The 19,319-nt window shown below is 32.9% G+C and carries 15 protein-coding genes and 1 tRNA gene; 13 read left to right on the top strand and 3 right to left on the bottom strand.

Annotated features, from left to right (window positions below; genetic code table 11):
* Positions 1–53: 53 nt before the first annotated feature.
* From LACAL_RS01560 to LACAL_RS14930, 6 genes are all read left to right on the top strand, one after another.
* Complete coding sequence (locus LACAL_RS01560; protein ID WP_013868939.1) at positions 54–2,549, top strand: heavy metal translocating P-type ATPase; 2,496 nt, start codon at positions 54–56, stop codon at positions 2,547–2,549.
* Positions 2,550–2,553: 4 nt separating this feature from the next.
* Complete coding sequence (locus tag LACAL_RS01555) at positions 2,554–3,345, top strand: cation transporter (protein WP_013868938.1); 792 nt, start codon at positions 2,554–2,556, stop codon at positions 3,343–3,345.
* A 26-nt stretch (positions 3,346–3,371) separates the two neighbouring features.
* Positions 3,372–3,854 carry a DUF305 domain-containing protein gene (locus LACAL_RS01550; RefSeq protein WP_013868937.1) on the top strand — a complete coding sequence of 161 codons (483 nt, stop codon included), beginning with the start codon at positions 3,372–3,374 and terminating at the stop codon, positions 3,852–3,854.
* Entirely contained in the window at positions 3,844–5,622 is a 1,779-nt protein-coding gene (locus LACAL_RS01545; protein WP_013868936.1) for an efflux RND transporter periplasmic adaptor subunit, read from the top strand. The genes LACAL_RS01550 and LACAL_RS01545 overlap by 11 nt, the downstream gene beginning before the upstream one ends.
* 32 nt (positions 5,623–5,654) lie before the next feature.
* Positions 5,655–6,149, top strand: a complete 495-nt coding sequence (locus LACAL_RS01540; RefSeq protein WP_013868935.1) for a heavy-metal-associated domain-containing protein — start codon at positions 5,655–5,657, stop codon at positions 6,147–6,149.
* A 407-nt stretch (positions 6,150–6,556) separates the two neighbouring features.
* Positions 6,557–6,832 carry a helix-turn-helix domain-containing protein gene (locus LACAL_RS14930; RefSeq protein ID WP_013868934.1) on the top strand — a complete coding sequence of 92 codons (276 nt, stop codon included), beginning with the start codon at positions 6,557–6,559 and terminating at the stop codon, positions 6,830–6,832.
* A 113-nt stretch (positions 6,833–6,945) separates the two neighbouring features.
* On the opposite strand, the gene LACAL_RS01530 is transcribed toward LACAL_RS14930, so the two are convergent.
* Together LACAL_RS01530 and LACAL_RS15510 are read right to left on the bottom strand one after the other, a co-directional pair.
* Positions 6,946–7,019: transfer RNA gene (locus LACAL_RS01530), tRNA-Arg, on the bottom strand.
* Between the two features lie 135 nt (positions 7,020–7,154).
* Positions 7,155–7,307 (bottom strand): hypothetical protein, encoded by a 153-nt coding sequence (locus LACAL_RS15510; protein WP_013868933.1) that lies wholly within the window; start codon positions 7,305–7,307, stop codon positions 7,155–7,157.
* A gap of 573 nt (positions 7,308–7,880) precedes the next feature.
* On the opposite strand from LACAL_RS15510, the gene LACAL_RS01520 reads away from it, so the two are divergent.
* Entirely contained in the window at positions 7,881–9,860 is a 1,980-nt protein-coding gene (locus tag LACAL_RS01520) for an endonuclease (protein ID WP_013868932.1), read from the top strand.
* A gap of 28 nt (positions 9,861–9,888) precedes the next feature.
* Positions 9,889–10,827, top strand: coding sequence for a calcium/sodium antiporter (locus tag LACAL_RS01515; RefSeq protein ID WP_013868931.1), 939 nt, complete (start codon positions 9,889–9,891; stop codon positions 10,825–10,827).
* A 71-nt stretch (positions 10,828–10,898) separates the two neighbouring features.
* Here the strand turns inward: LACAL_RS01515 and LACAL_RS01510 are convergent, their stop codons facing one another.
* A complete protein-coding gene (locus LACAL_RS01510) occupies positions 10,899–11,924 on the bottom strand; it encodes a glutamine synthetase beta-grasp domain-containing protein (protein ID WP_013868930.1) in 1,026 nt (341 codons plus the stop codon).
* A gap of 192 nt (positions 11,925–12,116) precedes the next feature.
* Between LACAL_RS01510 and LACAL_RS01505 the strand changes: the two genes are divergently transcribed.
* The 5 genes from LACAL_RS01505 to LACAL_RS01485 all read left to right on the top strand — a co-directional run bounded on the left by LACAL_RS01505 (position 12,117) and on the right by LACAL_RS01485 (position 19,318).
* Positions 12,117–14,303 (top strand): glutamine synthetase III, encoded by a 2,187-nt coding sequence (locus tag LACAL_RS01505; RefSeq protein WP_013868929.1) that lies wholly within the window; start codon positions 12,117–12,119, stop codon positions 14,301–14,303.
* Between the two features lie 203 nt (positions 14,304–14,506).
* Positions 14,507–16,015: a hypothetical protein gene (locus LACAL_RS01500; RefSeq protein WP_013868928.1), complete on the top strand. Its 1,509-nt coding sequence runs from the start codon at positions 14,507–14,509 to the stop codon at positions 16,013–16,015.
* Positions 16,016–16,345: 330 nt separating this feature from the next.
* A complete protein-coding gene (locus tag LACAL_RS01495; RefSeq protein ID WP_013868927.1) occupies positions 16,346–17,857 on the top strand; it encodes a curlin in 1,512 nt (503 codons plus the stop codon).
* Between the two features lie 104 nt (positions 17,858–17,961).
* Complete coding sequence (locus tag LACAL_RS01490; RefSeq protein WP_013868926.1) at positions 17,962–18,504, top strand: hypothetical protein; 543 nt, start codon at positions 17,962–17,964, stop codon at positions 18,502–18,504.
* A gap of 10 nt (positions 18,505–18,514) precedes the next feature.
* Positions 18,515–19,318, top strand: coding sequence for a curli assembly protein CsgE (locus tag LACAL_RS01485; RefSeq protein WP_013868925.1), 804 nt, complete (start codon positions 18,515–18,517; stop codon positions 19,316–19,318).
* Position 19,319: the final 1 nt, after the last annotated feature.

The raw sequence follows: 19,319 nt of genomic DNA, 5'->3' as shown, positions 1-19,319 counted from the left end.
TATTATAAGGTAAGTCATTGTAATTTAGACTAATAATTCTAAAACATTTAAAAATGAAACATACATATCATATACACGGAATGACCTGTAATGGTTGTAGAACACACGTAGAAGAAACGCTCTCTAAAGTAGGAGGTGTTTCAAAAGCAACAGTCGATTTAGATAAGGCAGAAGCTAACATAGAAATGGAATCACATATTCCCATAGAAATATTTCAAGAAGCCTTAAAAAAGGATGGTGGTACATATAGCATTCATAAACAAGGTGAACACCATCAGCATTCAGAAGCTAAAAAGGAAAAGCAACCTAAAGGTACAGGCACATTTTATTGTCCTATGCATTGTGAAGGCGATAAAATCTATAACAAACCAGGTGATTGTCCTGTTTGCGGAATGGATTTGGTGGAAGAACAAAATCTATCAGCAACTTCAAAGGAACAATGGACGTGTCCGATGCATCCAGAAATTGTAAAAGAAGAAGCAGGTTCGTGTCCTATTTGTGGGATGGATTTAGTGCCAATGGAAGCAGATAGTTCAGCAGAAGAAAAAACGTATAAAAAGCTATTAAAGAAATTTTGGATTGCCACAGCATTTACCTTGCCCATTTTCTTAATGGCTATGAGCGAAATGCTCAATAACAATCCGTTGTACGATATAATGGAACAGAAATATTGGAACTGGATTCAGTTTGCATTATCAATTCCAGTAGTGTTTTATGCCACTTGGATGTTCTTTGAACGTGCCTATAAAAGCATTAAGACTTGGAATCTCAATATGTTTACACTTATTGGGATTGGTGCAGGTGTGGCGTGGTCGTTTAGTGTTTTTGGTATGTTCTTTCCAGACGTATTTCCAAGTCAATTTAAAACAGAATCAGGTGCAGTTCACGTCTATTTTGAAGCAGCAACTGTGATTTTAACGTTAGTGCTTTTAGGTCAATTGTTAGAAGCTCGTGCACATAGTAAAACCAATTCGGCAGTAAAAGAACTGTTGAAATTAGCACCTAATAAAGCCATAAAAATAGTAGATGATGAAGAAGTTGAAGTCAGTATTGACGAGATAGAACTTAATGATATTCTAAAAGTAAAACCAGGAGATAAAATTCCTGTGGATGGTGTGATAACTGAAGGCGAAACAACTATTGATGAATCTATGATTACAGGCGAACCTATTCCTGTAAACAAATCTCAAGAAGATAAAGTAAGTAGCGGAACAATAAATGGCAATCAATCCTTTTTAATGAAAGCTGAAAAGGTAGGTAGTGACACTTTATTATCACAAATCATTCATATGGTGAATGATGCAAGTAGAAGTCGTGCACCTATTCAAAATTTAGCGGATAGAGTTTCGGGTTACTTCGTGCCAGTTGTAGTAATCATTTCGATAATCACATTTATAGTATGGTCTATTTGGGGACCAGAACCAGTTTATGTGTATGCGTTTGTGAATGCAATTGCAGTACTAATCATTGCGTGTCCTTGTGCTTTAGGTTTAGCAACACCAATGTCTGTAATGGTTGGTGTGGGTAAAGGTGCTCAAAATGGTGTATTGATTAAAAATGCTGAAGCTCTTGAAAAAATGGATAAGGTAAATACGCTTATCGTTGACAAGACAGGAACAATTACCGAAGGAAAACCAACAGTTGAAACCGTTGGAGCTTTTAATGATGCTTTAAGCGAAAAAGAAGTGTTACAATACATCGTGTCATTAAATACAAATAGCGAACATCCTTTGGCAGAAGCGACAGTTAAATATGGCAAAGAACACAACGCAGAAATTTTAAAGTCCGAAGATTTTAGTGCAGTCACAGGAAAAGGTGTTGAAGCGACCATAAAAGATAAAAAAGTAGCATTAGGTAATCCTAAAATGATGGAATATGTGAAAGCAGAAATTGCTTCTAAAATGAAAGACGAAGCGAAATCTTACCAAAAACAAGGCAAAACAGTTTCTTATTTGTCAATAGATGGAACCGTCGTTGGATATGTAGTTATAGGCGATAAGATAAAAGAAACAAGTGCTAAAGCCATTAAAGCACTTCAGGATAAAGGGATTGATGTTATAATGCTTACAGGTGATAATCACGATACAGCACAAGCAGTAGCATCAGAACTAAATCTTGCAGATTTTAAAGCCAGTATGTTACCAGAGGACAAACTCAAAGAAGTAGAAAAATTACAAGAAAACGGAAAAGTAGTTGCTATGGCAGGTGATGGAATTAATGATGCACCAGCATTGGCAAAAAGTGATGTAGGTATTGCAATGGGTACGGGAACAGATGTAGCGATAGAAAGTGCAATGATAACACTCGTAAAAGGCGATTTACACGGTATTGTAAAAGCAAAAAATTTAAGTAATGCTGTAATGAAGAACATTAAGCAAAACCTATTTTTTGCACTTATCTACAACACTTTAGGTGTACCTATTGCAGCAGGTGTGTTGTTTCCATTCTTCGGAATACTACTCTCGCCAATGATAGCAGCTTTAGCAATGAGTTTTAGTTCGGTTTCGGTAATAGGTAACGCACTACGATTAAGAACAAAAAACATTTAATTATATGCAGAAAACAGTTTTTAAAATATCAAAAATGGATTGTCCTTCTGAAGAAAATCTAATCAAAATGAAGCTATCTGATATAGATGGTATCAAACAACTTGATTTTAATTTAGAAGAAAGAATCTTAACACTATATCATAATTCAAATGTAAATGAAATTGGTAATGCCTTAAATGAATTAAAATTAAATGAAAGTTTAATCAGTTCAGAAGATACAGACACAATTATTACTGAATCTACAAGGAGTCAATCCAAACTGTTGTGGACAGTTCTAATCATCAATTTTGCATTTTTTATTATCGAAATGAGTACAGGACTTATTTCAAAATCAATGGGATTAGTTGCTGATAGTTTAGATATGTTGGCAGATTCATTTGTTTATGGATTGAGTTTAATAGCGGTTGGTGGAACGGTTTTAAAAAAGAAACGTATTGCAAAATATGCAGGTTACTTTCAGGTAACCCTTGCAATTATTGGAATTGTTGAAGTGATACGTCGGTTTTTAGGTTATGAAGCTTTACCTGTATTTTCAACAATGATTATCGTTTCAATATTTGCTTTAATTGCAAATGGCATTTGCTTGTACCTCTTACAAAAATCAAAAAGTAATGAAGCACATATGCGTGCAAGTATGATTTTCACATCAAACGATATTATAATAAATCTCGGAGTAATTGTAGCAGGCGTGTTGGTCAATTGGCTGCATTCTGGTATTCCAGATTTAATTATAGGAATCATTGTATTTGGATTGGTGATACAAGGTGCATTCAGGATATTAAAATTAAGTAAGTAAAAGTTTAACTATAAAATCAAATAATTATGGAAAATTCAAAAAAACACTCAAACAAAGGAAATTACAAAACCTTCTTTATAATGTTGGCTTGCTCATTTGTAGCAATGTACATCACAATGTATTTAAACACCTATTCCATAGACCACGTATGGTTTAGTTTAACACGATTCTATATGACGTGTTTAGGAATTTCAACAATGGCAGTAATAATGTGGTTTTTTATGCGAAAAATGTATAACGACAAAAAGAAGAATATCGCCATACTCGTAGGTAGTTTTATTCTGTTTGTAGGTGCATTAGGGTTGGTGAGAACACAAGCACCAATTATTGGTGATGTCCTTTGGATGAAAGCAATGATACCACATCATTCTATCGCTATTTTAACAAGTGAAAGAGCAGATATTCAAGACCCAGAAGTTAAGAAATTAGCAGAAGACATTATAAAAGCACAACGTAAAGAAATAGAAGAAATGAAAGCAATGATAAAACGATTAGAGAATGAAAAATAATAAAATAGTCATATATATTGGCATACTCGTAGTAGGTGTGTTATTGGGTTGGTTGCTTTTTGGTGGCTCATCAAATGAAGAAATAGACCATAATCACGATGCGGTTGCAGCAACCAATCAAATGTGGACGTGTTCTATGCATCCACAGATTATGCAACCAGAGCCAGGCGACTGCCCCATTTGTGGTATGGATTTAATTCCTGCGGAAAGCGGAAGTGATGGCTTAATGGCAGACCAATTTAAACTAACAGAAAATGCGATGGCATTAGCCAATATTCAAACAACTGTTGTAGGCAAGGGAAATGTTGAAGGCAACACCATAAAGTTATCTGGTAAAATTGCTGAAAACGAAGAAGCCAATGCAGTACAGGTAAGTTATTTCGCTGGAAGAATTGAACGTTTGAATGTGAGTTTTACAGGCGAAGAAGTTCGTAAAGGTCAATTATTGGCAACCATTTATTCGCCAGAACTCTATGCAGCACAACAAGAATTAATCACAGCAGCTTCTTTAAAAGAATCTCAACCTGCTTTATACAAAGCAGTCCGTAATAAATTGAAATTATGGAAACTCTCTGAAAATCAAATCAACCAGATTGAAGAAACAGGAAAAGTAAAAGAAAACTTTCCTGTTTATGCAACCGTTTCGGGTACTGTTACAGAAAAATTGGTAGAGCAAGGCGATTACATCAAACAAGGACAACCCTTATTAAAAATTGCCAATCTCAACACAGTTTGGGGAAACTTTGATGTGTATGAAAATCAGATTGACCGCTTTAAAAAAGGACAGGAAGTGATGATAACAACCAATGCTTATCCTAATAAAGAGTTTAAAGGTAAAGTTGATTTCATTGACCCAGTTTTAAACACGAAAACAAGAACTGTAACCTTACGTGTTGTTTTAAGCAATAAGGACGATGTATTTAAACCAGGAATGTTTGTAACCGCAAATATTGAAGGCAGTACAGCTAAAAATGATGAAGTATTATCAATTCCTGCATCTTCTGTATTATGGACAGGTGAACGTTCTGTGGTGTACCTTAAAACAAATCCAGACCAACCTATTTTTGAAATGCGTGAAATTAAATTAGGCAATCAAATTGGTAATGAATATGAAGTTGTAGAAGGTTTATTTGTTGGAAATGAAATAGTGACTAACGGAACATTTACAGTTGATGCAGCTGCACAATTACAAGGCAAAAAATCTATGATGAATAAAGATGGTGGTAAAGTAATGACTGGACACGAAGGTCATTTAGGTATGGATAACAATTCACCCAACAAAGAAAGTGACCACACTAATATGAATGAGCGTTTGGAAGTATCAGAGAAATTTCAACAACAGTTAAATAGTGTTTACAATGCGTATATCAATTTAAAAGATGCTTTAGTAAAAGAAGATTCAATAAGTACTTCAGCAAACGCAACAACTTTATTAAATAAATTGAACAAAGTAGATATGAAATTGTTGTCAGATAATAAGGCGCATAACCATTGGATGTCATTAGAAGGCGAAATAAAATCTTCTGCAACTTCAATTTCTGAAACGTCCGATATAAAATCACAAAGAGACCATTTTAAACATTTATCATCACATCTAATCAATGCTGTTCAATTGTTTGGTGTCAATGAAAAGGTCTATGTGGAATTTTGTCCAATGGCAGATAACAACAATGGTGCATATTGGTTGAGTAAAGAAGAAAAAGTAATCAATCCATACTTTGGCGAAGCAATGCTAACCTGTGGTGAAGTAAAACAAGTAATAGAATAATAAATCAAGTAATAACAATTAAATTTTAAACAATGAATTTTTCAAAGAAAAATCACGAACACAAAAACAAAAATGTAATCGACGTGAGTAAAAAAGTAATTTTAAGTGTAGCTATAATAGCAGCATTAGGTTTAACAAGTTGTAAAAACGAAACCAAAAAAGAAACAGAAACCACAACTACTGAAATGTCAAAAGATATGGCAATGACAGACCTGTCTTTTGGTGTAAGAGGAAATTGCGGAATGTGTAAAAGCACAATCGAAAAAGCAGCTAACGGTGTTGAAGGTGTTGCAAGTGCTAATTGGGATGTCGATAAAAAAAAGATTGATGTGTCTTTTGATGATACAAAAACCGATGCAATGGCAATCCATAAAGCAATCGCAGCTTCAGGATATGATACCGAAAAAGTAGCTGGTGATGAAGAGGCATTTAACAGTCTTCCATCTTGCTGTCAATATAAACACGATATGATAATGAATAAATCTGGTGAAGAAAAAAATGATGACCATTCAAACCACGACCATTAGATCAATAATGAAAGAGTCTTTTTCGGAAGGCTCTTTTTTATTCCATACAAGTCAAAACCTAGTTTTTTTGCTTGCTTCGATTTGAGTCTGTCGAAAGCTCAAAATCCTTTGTGTTATTACGCGAGCAATACATAGTTGGTTTTATGTTATAATACTTGTATCCAACGCTATAATAGCACATTGCTTGTTTTATTTAAAAGTATCTATATAAATAAATTAGTACAATAAAAAAGCAAAGGGCTATTGCTAATGCTTAAAACCTCTATTTCGCAACAAAACTGACCCAAATCTAAGTTGAATAATAGAAGCAATAGCTTCACTTCTCTCATTTTTTTAGACGTCTATCTTACCTCAAGTTTTTGTTTGCTTCATTTCGTTAACTTTCATTTTATAAAAAATAATAAGGTATGATAACAAAAACAATAGAAGTACAAGAAATTACAGTAGATGAATTAGCAGATAGAGTAGCAGATAAGCTTTTAATAAAAATAAAACATTATTTAAATGATTTGCATACTAATGGAAATGAAGCGTATTTAACAAGACAAGAAACGGCAGATTTTTTAAAAATTAGTTTAGTTTCACTTTGGAATTGGACAAACAAAGGTATTATAAAGAGTTACGCTGTTGGTAATAAACGCTATTACAATAAACAGGAAATATTAGCTATACTCAGAAAATAACAATAATTATACAGGCAGTAATAGCGAAATTATACAGTGATTTTTCTGCAAATTTTCTGCAAATAAAAAAAACCAACATTTACAAAAGCTTTGTAAAGTGTTGGTTTTATTAGTGACCTCGACAGGATTCAAACCTGTAACCTCTTGAGCCGTAATCAAGTGCGCTATTCAGTTGCGCCACGAGGCCTTTTTTTCGTGGGTGCAAATATATTTCTTTTTTATAATACAGTCAAAATAAATCGTAAAAAATTTATTTTAATTAATAAAATAGATGTTTTCAATTCTTAAAAGGTGTAGTTAGGTGTGGTTTTGCTATGTTTTTTTAATCCAAAGCATTTTTGGTAACATATAATTTCCATGCAAAAATAGCCATTTGTAATTTTGAAGCTTTAGTTAGATCTAAACGCTGCTTAGTGTAGCTAGGTAATATAGCTTTGTTAATTTTAGATATAATTTTAAAAAAATGTTTTTTCAAAATGGTTTTTAATTATAAAAATTAATAAAATCAAAATTATAGTTTTTAAGATGCTTAGCCAAATCCTATTGTAATTTAAAAGCTTAAAACTTATTCTAGACTAAGTTTTATCTTTTATTTTGTTTTACAGTCCTATCGATAATATAGTTTCGATAATTAATTTCGCTAATGTCATCATAGTGGTTTAGTTTAAGGGTTAATATTAATTTTATTGATTGTCCATTCAATATATATTTTTTGATAATTACTATCCAAGCAAAAAAGTATAAATTAATATAATTGACTGTATATGTATAAGTGGTTTAATGTGTAGTGTTTTAAGATTTTGTAATTTCTCTTAATTATGGTTGTTTTTTGTAATTGCTTTTGTGTTTGCTTGTTTTAATCTGTAATAATTGTAGGGGCTTTTTTGAGTGATTATTTTTTTGCAAGGGATTTTTAATTAATAAAAAGTGTTTGTTTTTAAAATTCATTAAGACATAAGTTTTTTTTCATTTTAAAATAATTTAACAATTAACAATAAAGAAATATATACTAGCATTTTGTTTTTTAAATTTGCCCAAATTTGTGTAAATGAAAAAGATTGTGATTTTTAGTGCTGTATTATTGTTTTTTAACTTAGTGTACAGTCAACAGGTAGTAATTAATGAGTTAGATTGTGATAATCCAGGACTTGATGAAGAGGAATTTGTAGAATTATTAACTGCAACTCCTAATATGTCTTTAGACGGTTTTGTTATGGTGTTTTTTAATGGCTCTTCTTCTGGTGGTGATTCTAGTTACTTTGCTGTAGATTTAACAGGTAGCGTATCAGACGATAATGGGTTGTTGTTAATAGGTAGTACTACGGTGATGCCATTTCCACAATTATTAATACCTTCAAATGTAATTCAAAATGGAGCAGATGCAGTTGCAATATATCAAGATAGTATAGATGCTTTTCCTGGTGAAACACTTGCTACAACAACTAATTTAGTAGATGCATTGGTGTATAGTACTAATGATGCTGTAGACACTAATTTGCTAAGTTTATTAGGTTTAGGTCCAAATGACCAAATTAGTGAAGGAGCAGGAAATAATTCTAATTCAATTCAAAGATTTGATGATGGTTCTGGGACTATTACATACACTGCAACCACACCAACACCTAGAGCGTTAAATGATGGTAGTGGTATAGTTTTTAATGCCATAGAGATTTCAACCACTCAGGAAATTTATAATGAAGGAGATACAATACCAATAACATTTACATCTCAAAATAATGTAACTCAAGATGCTACTTTTAGTTTTACTTTAGATAATGAAAGTTTTACAACTTCAGATTTTACAGGAAATACAACAGTTACAATTCCTTCTGGTCAAAACTCTGTTACTACATCTATAACAGTGCTTAGTGATGGAATTAATGATGGAGATGAAGAGCCAATTATAAAATTTGTAAACTTATCTACACCTTATATTCCTTTCAACAATTTTTTAAAACTAAGAGTTGTTGATAATGATTTTATTGTTGCACCATATAATGCGCCAATTCCTGGAAATCCACCAATGCCAACAGGTGTTGTGCAAAGCACTCAACCTGCAGGATACTACGATAGTTTAAATGGGTTGTCTGGAGCAAATTTAGAGCAAGCAATCCAAGATATAATTGCAGAAGAAGGTGTTGTAAGAGCACAAACGTATGCAGATGTTATAGATATTTTAAAAGAAGCAGATCAAAACCCAGAAAATAGTAACCAAGTTTGGTTAGTGTATACAGAGCAAGGTCGAGCGAAATTAGACTACCAAACAACTTCAAATAGTGTAGGTAAATGGAATAGAGAGCATACATTTCCACGTTCGTTAGCAGGATACAATAGCATAGATGAAGATGATGATGCAGATGGAATAGATGTATTTTGGAATACAACAGCAGATTCTTTAAGACATGGAAACTCAGACGCTCATGCACTTAGAGCTGCAGATGGTCCAGAAAATAGTTCTAGAGGAAACCAGCATTATGGAGAATATAACGGGCCAACAGGGAATCAAAGTAGCTTTAAAGGAGATGTAGCCCGAAGCGTGTTGTATATGCAGTTACGTTACAACGATCTTGAAATTGTTAACGGTTTTCCAACTACAACAGGTCAAATGGGAGATTTAGCAACATTATTACAATGGCATAATCAAGATCCTCCAGACGATTTTGAAATGAATAGAAATAATGTTATTTACAATTGGCAATTTAACAGAAATCCTTTAATCGATATGCCAGATTTAGTAGATTATATTTGGGGAGCAAATGCAGGTGAAGTTTGGAATAATAGTTTAAGTGTTGAAAGTTTTAATACTGAAAATTTAAAAATATTTCCAAATCCAGTTTCTAGTCAACTATTTATTTCTGGACAGGATGACGAATATTTGGTAACTATATATTCTTCTGAAGGAAGGATGATTAAATCTGAAACTATAAAAAATAATTCAGCTATACGTTTTGATATAGCTAGCGGACTCTATTTCGCAAAAATTTCAGCAAATGGTAAAACCGAAACTCGTAAATTTCTTGTGAAGTAGTATCTTCGTAAAAATTTAATTAGAATTTATGAGCATTTTTTTTGTAATAGCAGGTTTAGTGCTATTGGTTATTGGAGGAGATTTTTTAGTTAAAGCCTCTGTTGGTTTGTCTTTAAAATTCAATATATCTAAAATGGTTATTGGTATGACGGTTGTTTCTTTTGCAACCTCTGCACCAGAGTTGTTAGTTAGTTTACAAGCAGCCTTATCAGGATCTCCAGCAATAGCAATTAATAATGTTGTAGGTTCTAATATAGCTAATATTGGATTGGTTTTAGGTATAACGGCACTAATAGGCTCAATAGCTGTAGATAAGTCTTTTTATACGTTAAATTGGCCTGCGATGATGATTTTTTCATTTGCTTTATATTATTTTCTAAGTAATGATAACTTTTTATCACCAATAGAAGGCTGTATTCTATTTGGAGGCTTAATTCTATTTATAATTATTCTTTTAAAAAGCGCAAAAAAAGATGCTGTAGCAGAAGAAGTAGATGATGCTTTAGCAGTAGTATCTAATGCTAAAATATTGCTTTGGTTAGTAATTGGAGCAGTAGCATTATATTTTGGTTCTGTTTGGTTGGTAGATGGTGCTAAAGAGTTAGCGTTAGCGTTGGGAGTGAGTGATGCGGTAATAGCTGTAACAGTAATAGCGATAGGAACAAGTGTGCCGGAGTTAGCGGCTTCTGTAATAGCAGCAGCAAAACAAGAGAAGGCATTATCTTTAGGTAATTTAATAGGTTCAAATATTTTTAATATAGGTTCTGTGTTAGGTTTAACCTCTATTGTAAAAACTATTCCAGTTACAGATTCTAAAATTTTAGATAGCGATATTTTTTGGATGATTGCATTTGCAGCGGTCCTAATTTTATTAATATTTATTCCAAAACAAATGCAAATAAGTCGTTATAAAGGTTTATTGCTTGTTGTAGGTTATTGTAGTTTTATATACTTGGCATTTGCTTAATAAAAAGCAATAAAAAAAAGCGTTTGAAATATTTCAAACGCTTTTTTTGTGGATTTAACTAATAGTTTGTGTTAATCAATATTAGCAGACTTAACCGTTTTTATAATTCGGCCTGCAATTTTGTATGGATCACCGTTAGAAGCAGGGCGTCTATCTTCTAGCCAACCTTTCCAGCCTTTTTCTACAGTAATAATAGGTATTCTTATTGAAGCACCACGATCTGATACGCCGTAGCTAAAATCATGTATAGATGCAGTTTCATGATCACCAGTTAAACGTTGGTCATTAAATTCTCCGTAAACAGCAATGTGTTCTTTAACAACAGGTCTAAAAGCTTCACATATTTTTTCGTAAGTCTCTTGACTACCACAAGTTCTTAATGTAGTGTTAGAGAAATTAGCATGCATTCCAGAGCCATTCCAATCCATATCTTTTCCTAATGGTTTTGGGTGGTATTCTATATAGTAACCATATTGTTCAGTTAAACGATCTAATAGGTAGCGTGCTATCCATATTTCATCACCTGCTTTTTTAGCACCTTTAGCAAAAAGTTGAAATTCCCATTGTCCAGAAGCAACCTCTTGGTTAATACCTTCAAAGTTTAAGCCTGCTTCAATACATAAATCTGCATGTTCTTCAACTAAACCTCTTCCATGTGTGTTTTTACCTCCAACAGAGCAATAATATAAACCTTGTGGAGCTGGATAACCACCAATAGGGAATCCTAAAGGTAATTGGGTTTTTGTATCCATTATAAAGTATTCTTGCTCAAAACCAAACCAAAAATCATTGTCTTCATCTTCAATAGTAGCTCTTCCGTTAGATACGTGAGGAGTTCCATCTGCATTTAAAACTTCAGTCATTACTAAATAACCATTCACTCTTGCTGGATCTGGATAAATAGCTACAGGTTTTAATAAGCAGTCAGACGATCCGCCTTCGGCTTGTCTAGTAGAAGATCCGTCAAAAGACCAATTTTCTAACTCTTCAATTGTGCCTTTAAAATCTTCGTGTTCCTCAACTTTAGTTTTACTTCTCATGTTTTGAGTAGGATGGTAACCATCTAACCAAATGTATTCTAATTTTATTTTTGCCATAATACTTCAGGTAATTTTAAATAATATGTTTACAAATATAGAATGATTTTTAGTATACCTATAAAAAAATAAGGCAATTTTTTTAAAAATTATTAAATTTATCAAACAACCCCTATTTTTTTTAGGGTATATTTATTTTAAGACTTAAAAATAACCTTAAATTGATATATTTGTAAAAAAAAGCTATATAAAATGTCAACACTTCGATTTTTTGCAATAAAAGAAACGTTAAATAGAAAGCCAGTAATTATTAAAGATGAAAAACGTCGTTCAGAACTTTTTGGACAGAATGTTTACGATTCAAAAAAAATGCGTCAAACATTAACTAGTGATGCTTTTGAAAGTTTAACGAGCGCTATAGAAAAAGGAAGCAAAATAGATCGTGCTATTGCAAACCAAATAGCATCTGCTATGAAAGATTGGGCGCTTTCTAAGGGAGTAACACATTATACACATTGGTTTCAACCTTTAACAGGTGCTACTGCAGAAAAGCATGACGCTTTTTTTGAGACTATAGAAAATAATAATGCAATTGAAAAATTTGGTGGTTCTCAATTAGTACAGCAAGAGCCAGATGCATCAAGTTTTCCAAATGGCGGAATTCGAAATACTTTTGAAGCGAGAGGTTACACAGCATGGGATCCCACGTCTCCAGCGTTTATATATGGTACAACTTTATGTATACCTACAGTATTTGTTGCATATACAGGTGAGGCATTAGACTACAAAACACCATTGTTAAGAGCGCTTCAAGTAGTAGATAATGCGGCTGTAGCTGTTTGTAAGTATTTCGATAAAAATGTAAAAAAAGTAAATGCTTCACTAGGTTGGGAACAAGAGTATTTTTTAATAGATAGTGCATTAGTATCTTCAAGGCCAGATATTCAATTAACAGGAAGAACGCTTTTAGGGCATGCTTCTGCTAAAGGACAACAGTTAGATGATCATTATTTTGGTACAATACCAAATAGAGCAATGTCTTATATGAGAGATTTGGAAACAGAATGCATGCTGTTGGGTATACCTGTTAAAACAAGGCATAATGAAGTCGCTCCAAATCAATTTGAATTAGCACCTATTTTTGAAGAAGCAAATTTAGCTGTAGATCACAACGCTTTATTAATGGATGTTATGGATAAAGTTGCAGAGCGACATAATTTTAAAGTGTTATTTCATGAAAAACCTTTTAAAGGAATAAATGGTTCAGGGAAACATAATAATTGGAGTTTAAGTACAGATACGGGAGTTAATCTATTGAGTCCAGGAAAAACACCTATGAGTAATCTGCAATTTTTAACTTTCTTTATAAATACAATAAAAGCTGTTAATGATAATGAGGAGTTACTTCGTGCTGCAATAGCATCTGCAAGTAACGATTATAGATTAGGAGCAAACGAAGCGCCTCCTGCAATTATTTCAGTATTTATTGGTGAGCAATTAACAGGTGTGTTAAACGAATTAGAAAATGTAACTAGTGGTAAACTATCTCCTAAAGAAAAAACCGACCTAAAACTTAATGTAGTAGGTAAAATTCCTGAAATATTGTTAGATAATACAGATAGAAACAGGACATCACCATTTGCATTTACAGGAAACAAATTCGAATTTAGGGCAGTAGGCTCTAAAGCTAATTGTGCAAACCCAATGACGGTTCTAAATACAATTGTGGCGAAACAGTTAATGGAATTTAAAATTGAAGTAGATGCACTTATAGAAAAAAAGGATTTAAAAAAGGACGAAGCAATATTTAATATTTTAAGAGAATATATAAAAAAATCAAAACGTATTCTTTTTGAAGGTAATGGTTATGGTGAAGCTTGGGAAAAAGAAGCAAAAAAAAGAGGTTTAACAAATAATAAATCAACACCAGAAGCTTTAAAAGTAAAAGTATCTAAAAAAACTATAGCATTATATGAAAGTTTAGGCATCATGAATGCTGTAGAAACACAAGCGCGTTACGAAATAGAAATGGAACAATATATAATGCGCTTACAAATAGAAGGGCGAGTGCTTGGAGATTTAGCAAGAAATCATATTGTACCTACTGCAGTTAAATACCAAAACATTTTAATTGAAAATGTAAAAGGATTAAAGTCTATATATAATGATGGTTTTAAAAAAGTAGCAAAAGCACAAATGGTTTTAATTGAAGACATATCTAATCACATAGAAAAGATAAATGAATTGGTTACTAATATGACTGAGGCTCGAAAAAAGGCAAATATAATAGATGATATAAATAGTAAGGCAGAAACATATTGTCAGGATATAAAACCTATGTTAGAGACTATTCGTTACCATTGTGATAAACTAGAACTACTAGTGGATGATGAGCTTTGGCCGCTTACAAAGTACCGTGAACTCTTATTTACTACGTAGTTCTACGTACTTAATAGTAAGTTGTTTAGCTTGTGGTTAAAAACAATAAATAAGTTTTTTCTTACAAGTAAATACGCTTCGTCGATGTAAGTAAATAGGTAATCGAAAAAACTGTTGGATTCATCTTTTTTTGTGACCGTATTAAATTTTGTATTGATTTAATTCTATATATTAGCCATGCTATTAATCAATATATATTTAACATGAAAAAAGTAATTTTAGGTGCTTCGGCACTATTATTCTCAGGTGCATTATTTGCACAATTGCCAACTCAAGGTACTTTAACAGGTCAAAACGGTACAGATTCAGTAGATGCTCAAGTAGCTACAGATTTTGCATTAGGAACTGGAAATAAAGGTGAAGGTATTCAAACTGGTAACACAAATAAGTTACAGGTTATGCAAGCTGGAACAAATCAATCTTCTTATTCAGTGCAAGCAGATGGATTAGGAACTGGAGATAACAGAGCTAGAATCTGGCAAACTGGTGATGTTTCAGCAGTAAGTGGTGAAGGAAATGCAGCAGATGTAAGACAAATGGGTTCTGGTAACCAGTCTACTTCTTACCAAGAAGGAGATTTTAACGAAGCTGTTACACGTCAAGGTATGAAAGACGGTGGAGCAAGTGGAGGAAACAAAGCTTTGATTCACCATGGTACAGGACAACAAGGTGAAATGAACTATGCTATGATAGAGCAAGATGGTCAAACTAACTCTGCTACAACTATACAGCAGTACGATAACAATCAAGCAAGAACAATCCAAGAAGGAGATAACAACATCGCAGGTGTTACTCAAAACTCTGGACCAGATGGTTCTGATGGTAATACTGCCTTAGCTGAGCAGTATGGTGATTCAAACGCCACTATGATTGATCAAGATGGAAGCCGTAACACAGCACATTCAAATCAATTAGGAGATTTAAATGTTGCTAATCAAATCCAAACTGGTGATGATAACTGGGCTTTAACTGATCAAGGTGGTGATGTAGATCCAATTAGTTCTCTTGGAGATACTCAAGCCAATTTAGATTTAGCATTAAGTGTAGTTTCAGATGCAGGTTATACAAATGGTACTGATAATACTGGACAAGGTTCTACTAACGGAAGAGCATTACAAGTTCAGGATGGAAATGCTAACTCTGGTTATATAGGTCAATGGGGAGACAGTAGTGAAGATAGTGACTATGCAGAGCAAAACCAAACAGGAGATAATAATGCTGCTTTTATAGCTCAAAACGCTCATGGTTCTACAACAGGTGGTGCTAACTACGGTCGTCAAGATCAAACAGGAGACTCTAACATTGCTATTTTAGGTCAAAATGGTAGAGATCATTTAGCTTACCAAAGACAATATGGTGATGGTAATATCGTTGCTTCGTCTCAAAAAGGAGACTCTAACTTAGTAAGTACTTACCAGAGTGGTGATGAAAATGTTGCTTTTACAGGACAAAGAGGTCTTGCTAACCAAACATTAATTGTGCAAAAAGCAGGTGTTGCAGATGGTTCAGGACATAGCTTCCAGGCAAGTCAAAACTTAGCTGACGGAATGTCTAACGGAGGTAACACAATTAGTGTATTACAATTAGGACCTAATGGAGACTTAACGACTGAAGGTGAAAACTGTGATTTCCAAGATATGGAAACTTTAGTTACACCAGGAACACCAGCAGACTTTAATTTAGATGCTCCATGTGGTGCAGGTGGATGCTAAAATCCAATCTAAATTAATTTAGGTTTTACATATTAGAAAAAGGAGGATGTCTAAATAGCAAGCATCCTCTTTTTTTTGCTTAAACTTTTTATGAATTTTAGTAAAAAAAATAATAACCGTTTTATGTAGTAATATTTTAGTTTTAATATTTAAAAACAGAAGTAGATGATTTTAGTTATGTTTCTTACTTGTAGCTGTTTATAGATGTTTTTTTTGTGCTAATGTATTTCGTCGATATTACCAAAACAATAGTCGAAAATAGTCTTAAAAAGACGTTTTTAATGTTTATTTTTTTATCTTTACAAAGCTATTAATCAATATATATTTAACATGAAAAAAGTAATTTTAGGTGCTTCGGCACTTCTATTCACGGGCGCTATATTTGCGCAAAGTCCTGTATCACAGGATGATTTAAAAGTCCAAAATGGATCTAATTCAGTAGACACACAGGTAGCTGTAGATTATGCGACTGGAAACGGTAACACAGGTGAGGCTATTCAAACAGGTAACACAAATAAGTTACAAGTTATGCAGGCTGGAACAAATCAATCTTCTTATTCAGTACAAGCTGATGGAACTGGAACTGGTGATAACAGAGCAAGAATCTGGCAAACAGGTGAGGTTTCAGCAGCAAGTGGTGTAGGTAATGCAGCAGATGTAAGACAAATGGGTTCTGGTAACCAGTCTACTACATTACAAGAAGGAGATTTAAACGAAGCTGTTACACGTCAAGGTATGAAAGACGGTGGAGCAAGTGGAGGAAACAGAGCTTTAATTCACCATGGAACTGGACAGCAAGGTGAAATGAACTATGCTATGATAGAGCAAGATGGTCAAGACAACCGTGCTAAAACAAGACAGCAGTTCGATAATAACCAAGCAAGAACAGTACAAGAAGGAGATGATAACGTTGCAGGTGTTTTTCAAAACTCTGGACCAGATGGATCTGACGGTAACACTGCTATAGCTGAGCAATATGGTGATGAGAATGTTACCAGAATTGATCAAGATGGTAGTCGTAACAAAGCACACTCTGTTCAAGAAGGAGATTTGAATATTTCTAATCAATACCAAACTGGTGACGATAACACTGCTTTAGTAGATCAAGGAGCAGATGTAAACCCTATAAATGATTTTGGAGCTTCTCAATCAGATTTAGATGCTTTTATTGTAACCTATTCAGATGCAGGTTATACTGATGGTACCGATAATACAGGTATGGGTTCTACAGATGCTAGAGCATTACAAGTTCAAGATGGTGACGCAAACACTGGTTATATAGGACAGTGGGGAGATAGCAGTGAAGATAGTGACTATGCAGAGCAAAATCAAACAGGAGATAATAACGTGGCTTATATAGCTCAAAACGCTCACGGTGTCTCAAATGGTGGTGCTAACTACGGTCGTCAAGATCAAACAGGAGATGTTAATGGTGCTATTTTAGGTCAAAACGGTAGAAATCATTTAGCTTACCAAAGACAGTATGGTGATGGTAACATTGTAAGTTCATCTCAAAAAGGAGACTCTAACTTAGTAAGTACTTACCAGAGTGGTGATGAAAATGTTGCTTTTACAGGACAAAGAGGTCTTGCTAACCAAACTTTAATTGTGCAAAAAAGTGGAATTGCAGATGGTTCAGGACATAGCTTTAAAGCTAGTCAAAATATTCCAGATGGAATGTCTAATGGAGGTAATACAATTAGTGTTTTACAGTTAGGACCTAACGGAGATTTAATGAATGACGGTGAAAACTGTGATTTCCAAGAAATGGAAACTTTAATTACTCCAGGTGGACCAGGTAGTTTCGATTTAGATGCTCCATGTGGTGGAAGTGGATGTTAAAATCCAAATTTATATTTAGAAATAGTTATTTTATACTATAAATTATAAAAAGGAGGATGTTTAAATAGCAAGCATTCTCCTTTTTTTATTAAATTACAACTATTATGAAAATATTAAACAAAAATAAATCAAATTCAATATTAGTATTTCTATTATTAGTTTTACAATTAGGTTGGTCTCAAACGTATAGTGAAGATGAAGATAATAGTACAGAGGCTTCAACAGAGCTAAATGGACAAGAAGTCTCGCAGTCTTTTTTTGATTCTTATTTTGATACAACACCAAATGAAACTTTAAACACAATAACTGGAAATTCTGTTACAATAACACAAGTTTCTTCTTTTAATACATCGGTAGTAAAAGTAGCATCAAGAGCTAGTGATATTAATATATCTCAAAACGGAGATGCTAATAATGTAAATCTTACATATCAAGTTGATGCAGTTGTTGCAGACTTAGAGCAAAATGGAGATAATAATTCAATATTAGATTACGTAATAGACCCTAATGCAAAGGTATCATTAGAACTTAAGCAAAATGGCGATGGCTTAAATTTTGAACGTTTTGGAGCAAATAATATAACAAAGAATATTAAATTTACTCAAACAGCAGCTTCGCCTACTGTAATTATTAGAAGTTTTAATTAGGGTGTTGTAAATGTTATCTAAATTAAATTACACTTTGTTATTAATTTTTGTGCTTAGTAGTTTTTCTATTAATGCACAAAAATTTTATAATAAAGACATTAATGCTTTAATTAAAATTGAAAAATCAAGTGAGTTTACCAAGTTTTCTGCAACAGCAGAAAATTTGAAGTTTTCAGCATATAATTTAAGGTATGAGTTTTTAGCTTTTAAAACCGATGTAAATAATAACAGTTCAAAATCATCACAAAGCAATAATTTCTATTTAGAAGCAAATCAAAAAAAAGTATTATCTTCCTTAACAATTAATAATGATATTAACGGTAAAATTATTCTTGTTTTATTAATATATCCAATTATTGATGGAGAAAAAAATGTAGGAGCAATTGGTAAGGATAGAGTTGTGTTAACCAGCAATGAAAATGGACAGATTGTTATTGAATTAGATCCTAATAGAAAAGAAATTTTAAAAGAAGAATCACAAGATTTAGCAAATACAGGACAAGACGGTGTTTTTTTGCAAGGATTAGTTATTCAAAAAACGTTAACTAAAGCAGGAAGAGATTTTCATCGGTACTTTTATTCAGAATATTTTAATAGGCAAATAAAGACTGATAAACATATTGTAATTGAAGAAGTGCCTGGGCAAAGAAGATCCACTAGAATTTCTGTAAAAGTAGATGGTCGATTAGTATGGCAGTTTTTTGTAAACCCTAAAAAAAAGTTTTTACTTGAGATGGTAAATATAGCAATGCAAAAAAGCATTAGGTATTTACAACTATTACAAAAATCTAAAGAAACAATAACACAATATTAAT

Source organism: Lacinutrix sp. 5H-3-7-4, assembly GCF_000211855.2.
Lineage (GTDB): Bacteria > Bacteroidota > Bacteroidia > Flavobacteriales > Flavobacteriaceae > Lacinutrix.
The sequence above is the reverse complement of the archived record's forward strand: the minus strand, read 5'-3'. Positions and strand labels throughout refer to the sequence as shown.

Excerpts from the sequence above, each read along its gene's own strand:
- LACAL_RS01560 (WP_013868939.1), top strand. The coding sequence starts at position 54 with ATGAAACATACATATCATATACACGGAATGACCTGTAATGGTTGTAGA.
- LACAL_RS01555 (WP_013868938.1), top strand. The coding sequence starts at position 2,554 with ATGCAGAAAACAGTTTTTAAAATATCAAAAATGGATTGTCCTTCTGAA.
- LACAL_RS01550 (WP_013868937.1), top strand. The coding sequence starts at position 3,372 with ATGGAAAATTCAAAAAAACACTCAAACAAAGGAAATTACAAAACCTTC.
- LACAL_RS01545 (WP_013868936.1), top strand. The coding sequence starts at position 3,844 with ATGAAAAATAATAAAATAGTCATATATATTGGCATACTCGTAGTAGGT.
- LACAL_RS01540 (WP_013868935.1), top strand. The coding sequence starts at position 5,655 with ATGAATTTTTCAAAGAAAAATCACGAACACAAAAACAAAAATGTAATC.
- LACAL_RS14930 (WP_013868934.1), top strand. The coding sequence starts at position 6,557 with ATGATAACAAAAACAATAGAAGTACAAGAAATTACAGTAGATGAATTA.
- LACAL_RS01520 (WP_013868932.1), top strand. The coding sequence starts at position 7,881 with ATGAAAAAGATTGTGATTTTTAGTGCTGTATTATTGTTTTTTAACTTA.
- LACAL_RS01515 (WP_013868931.1), top strand. The coding sequence starts at position 9,889 with ATGAGCATTTTTTTTGTAATAGCAGGTTTAGTGCTATTGGTTATTGGA.
- LACAL_RS01510 (WP_013868930.1), bottom strand. The coding sequence starts at position 11,924 with ATGGCAAAAATAAAATTAGAATACATTTGGTTAGATGGTTACCATCCT.
- LACAL_RS01505 (WP_013868929.1), top strand. The coding sequence starts at position 12,117 with ATGTCAACACTTCGATTTTTTGCAATAAAAGAAACGTTAAATAGAAAG.
- LACAL_RS01500 (WP_013868928.1), top strand. The coding sequence starts at position 14,507 with ATGAAAAAAGTAATTTTAGGTGCTTCGGCACTATTATTCTCAGGTGCA.
- LACAL_RS01495 (WP_013868927.1), top strand. The coding sequence starts at position 16,346 with ATGAAAAAAGTAATTTTAGGTGCTTCGGCACTTCTATTCACGGGCGCT.
- LACAL_RS01490 (WP_013868926.1), top strand. The coding sequence starts at position 17,962 with ATGAAAATATTAAACAAAAATAAATCAAATTCAATATTAGTATTTCTA.
- LACAL_RS01485 (WP_013868925.1), top strand. The coding sequence starts at position 18,515 with ATGTTATCTAAATTAAATTACACTTTGTTATTAATTTTTGTGCTTAGT.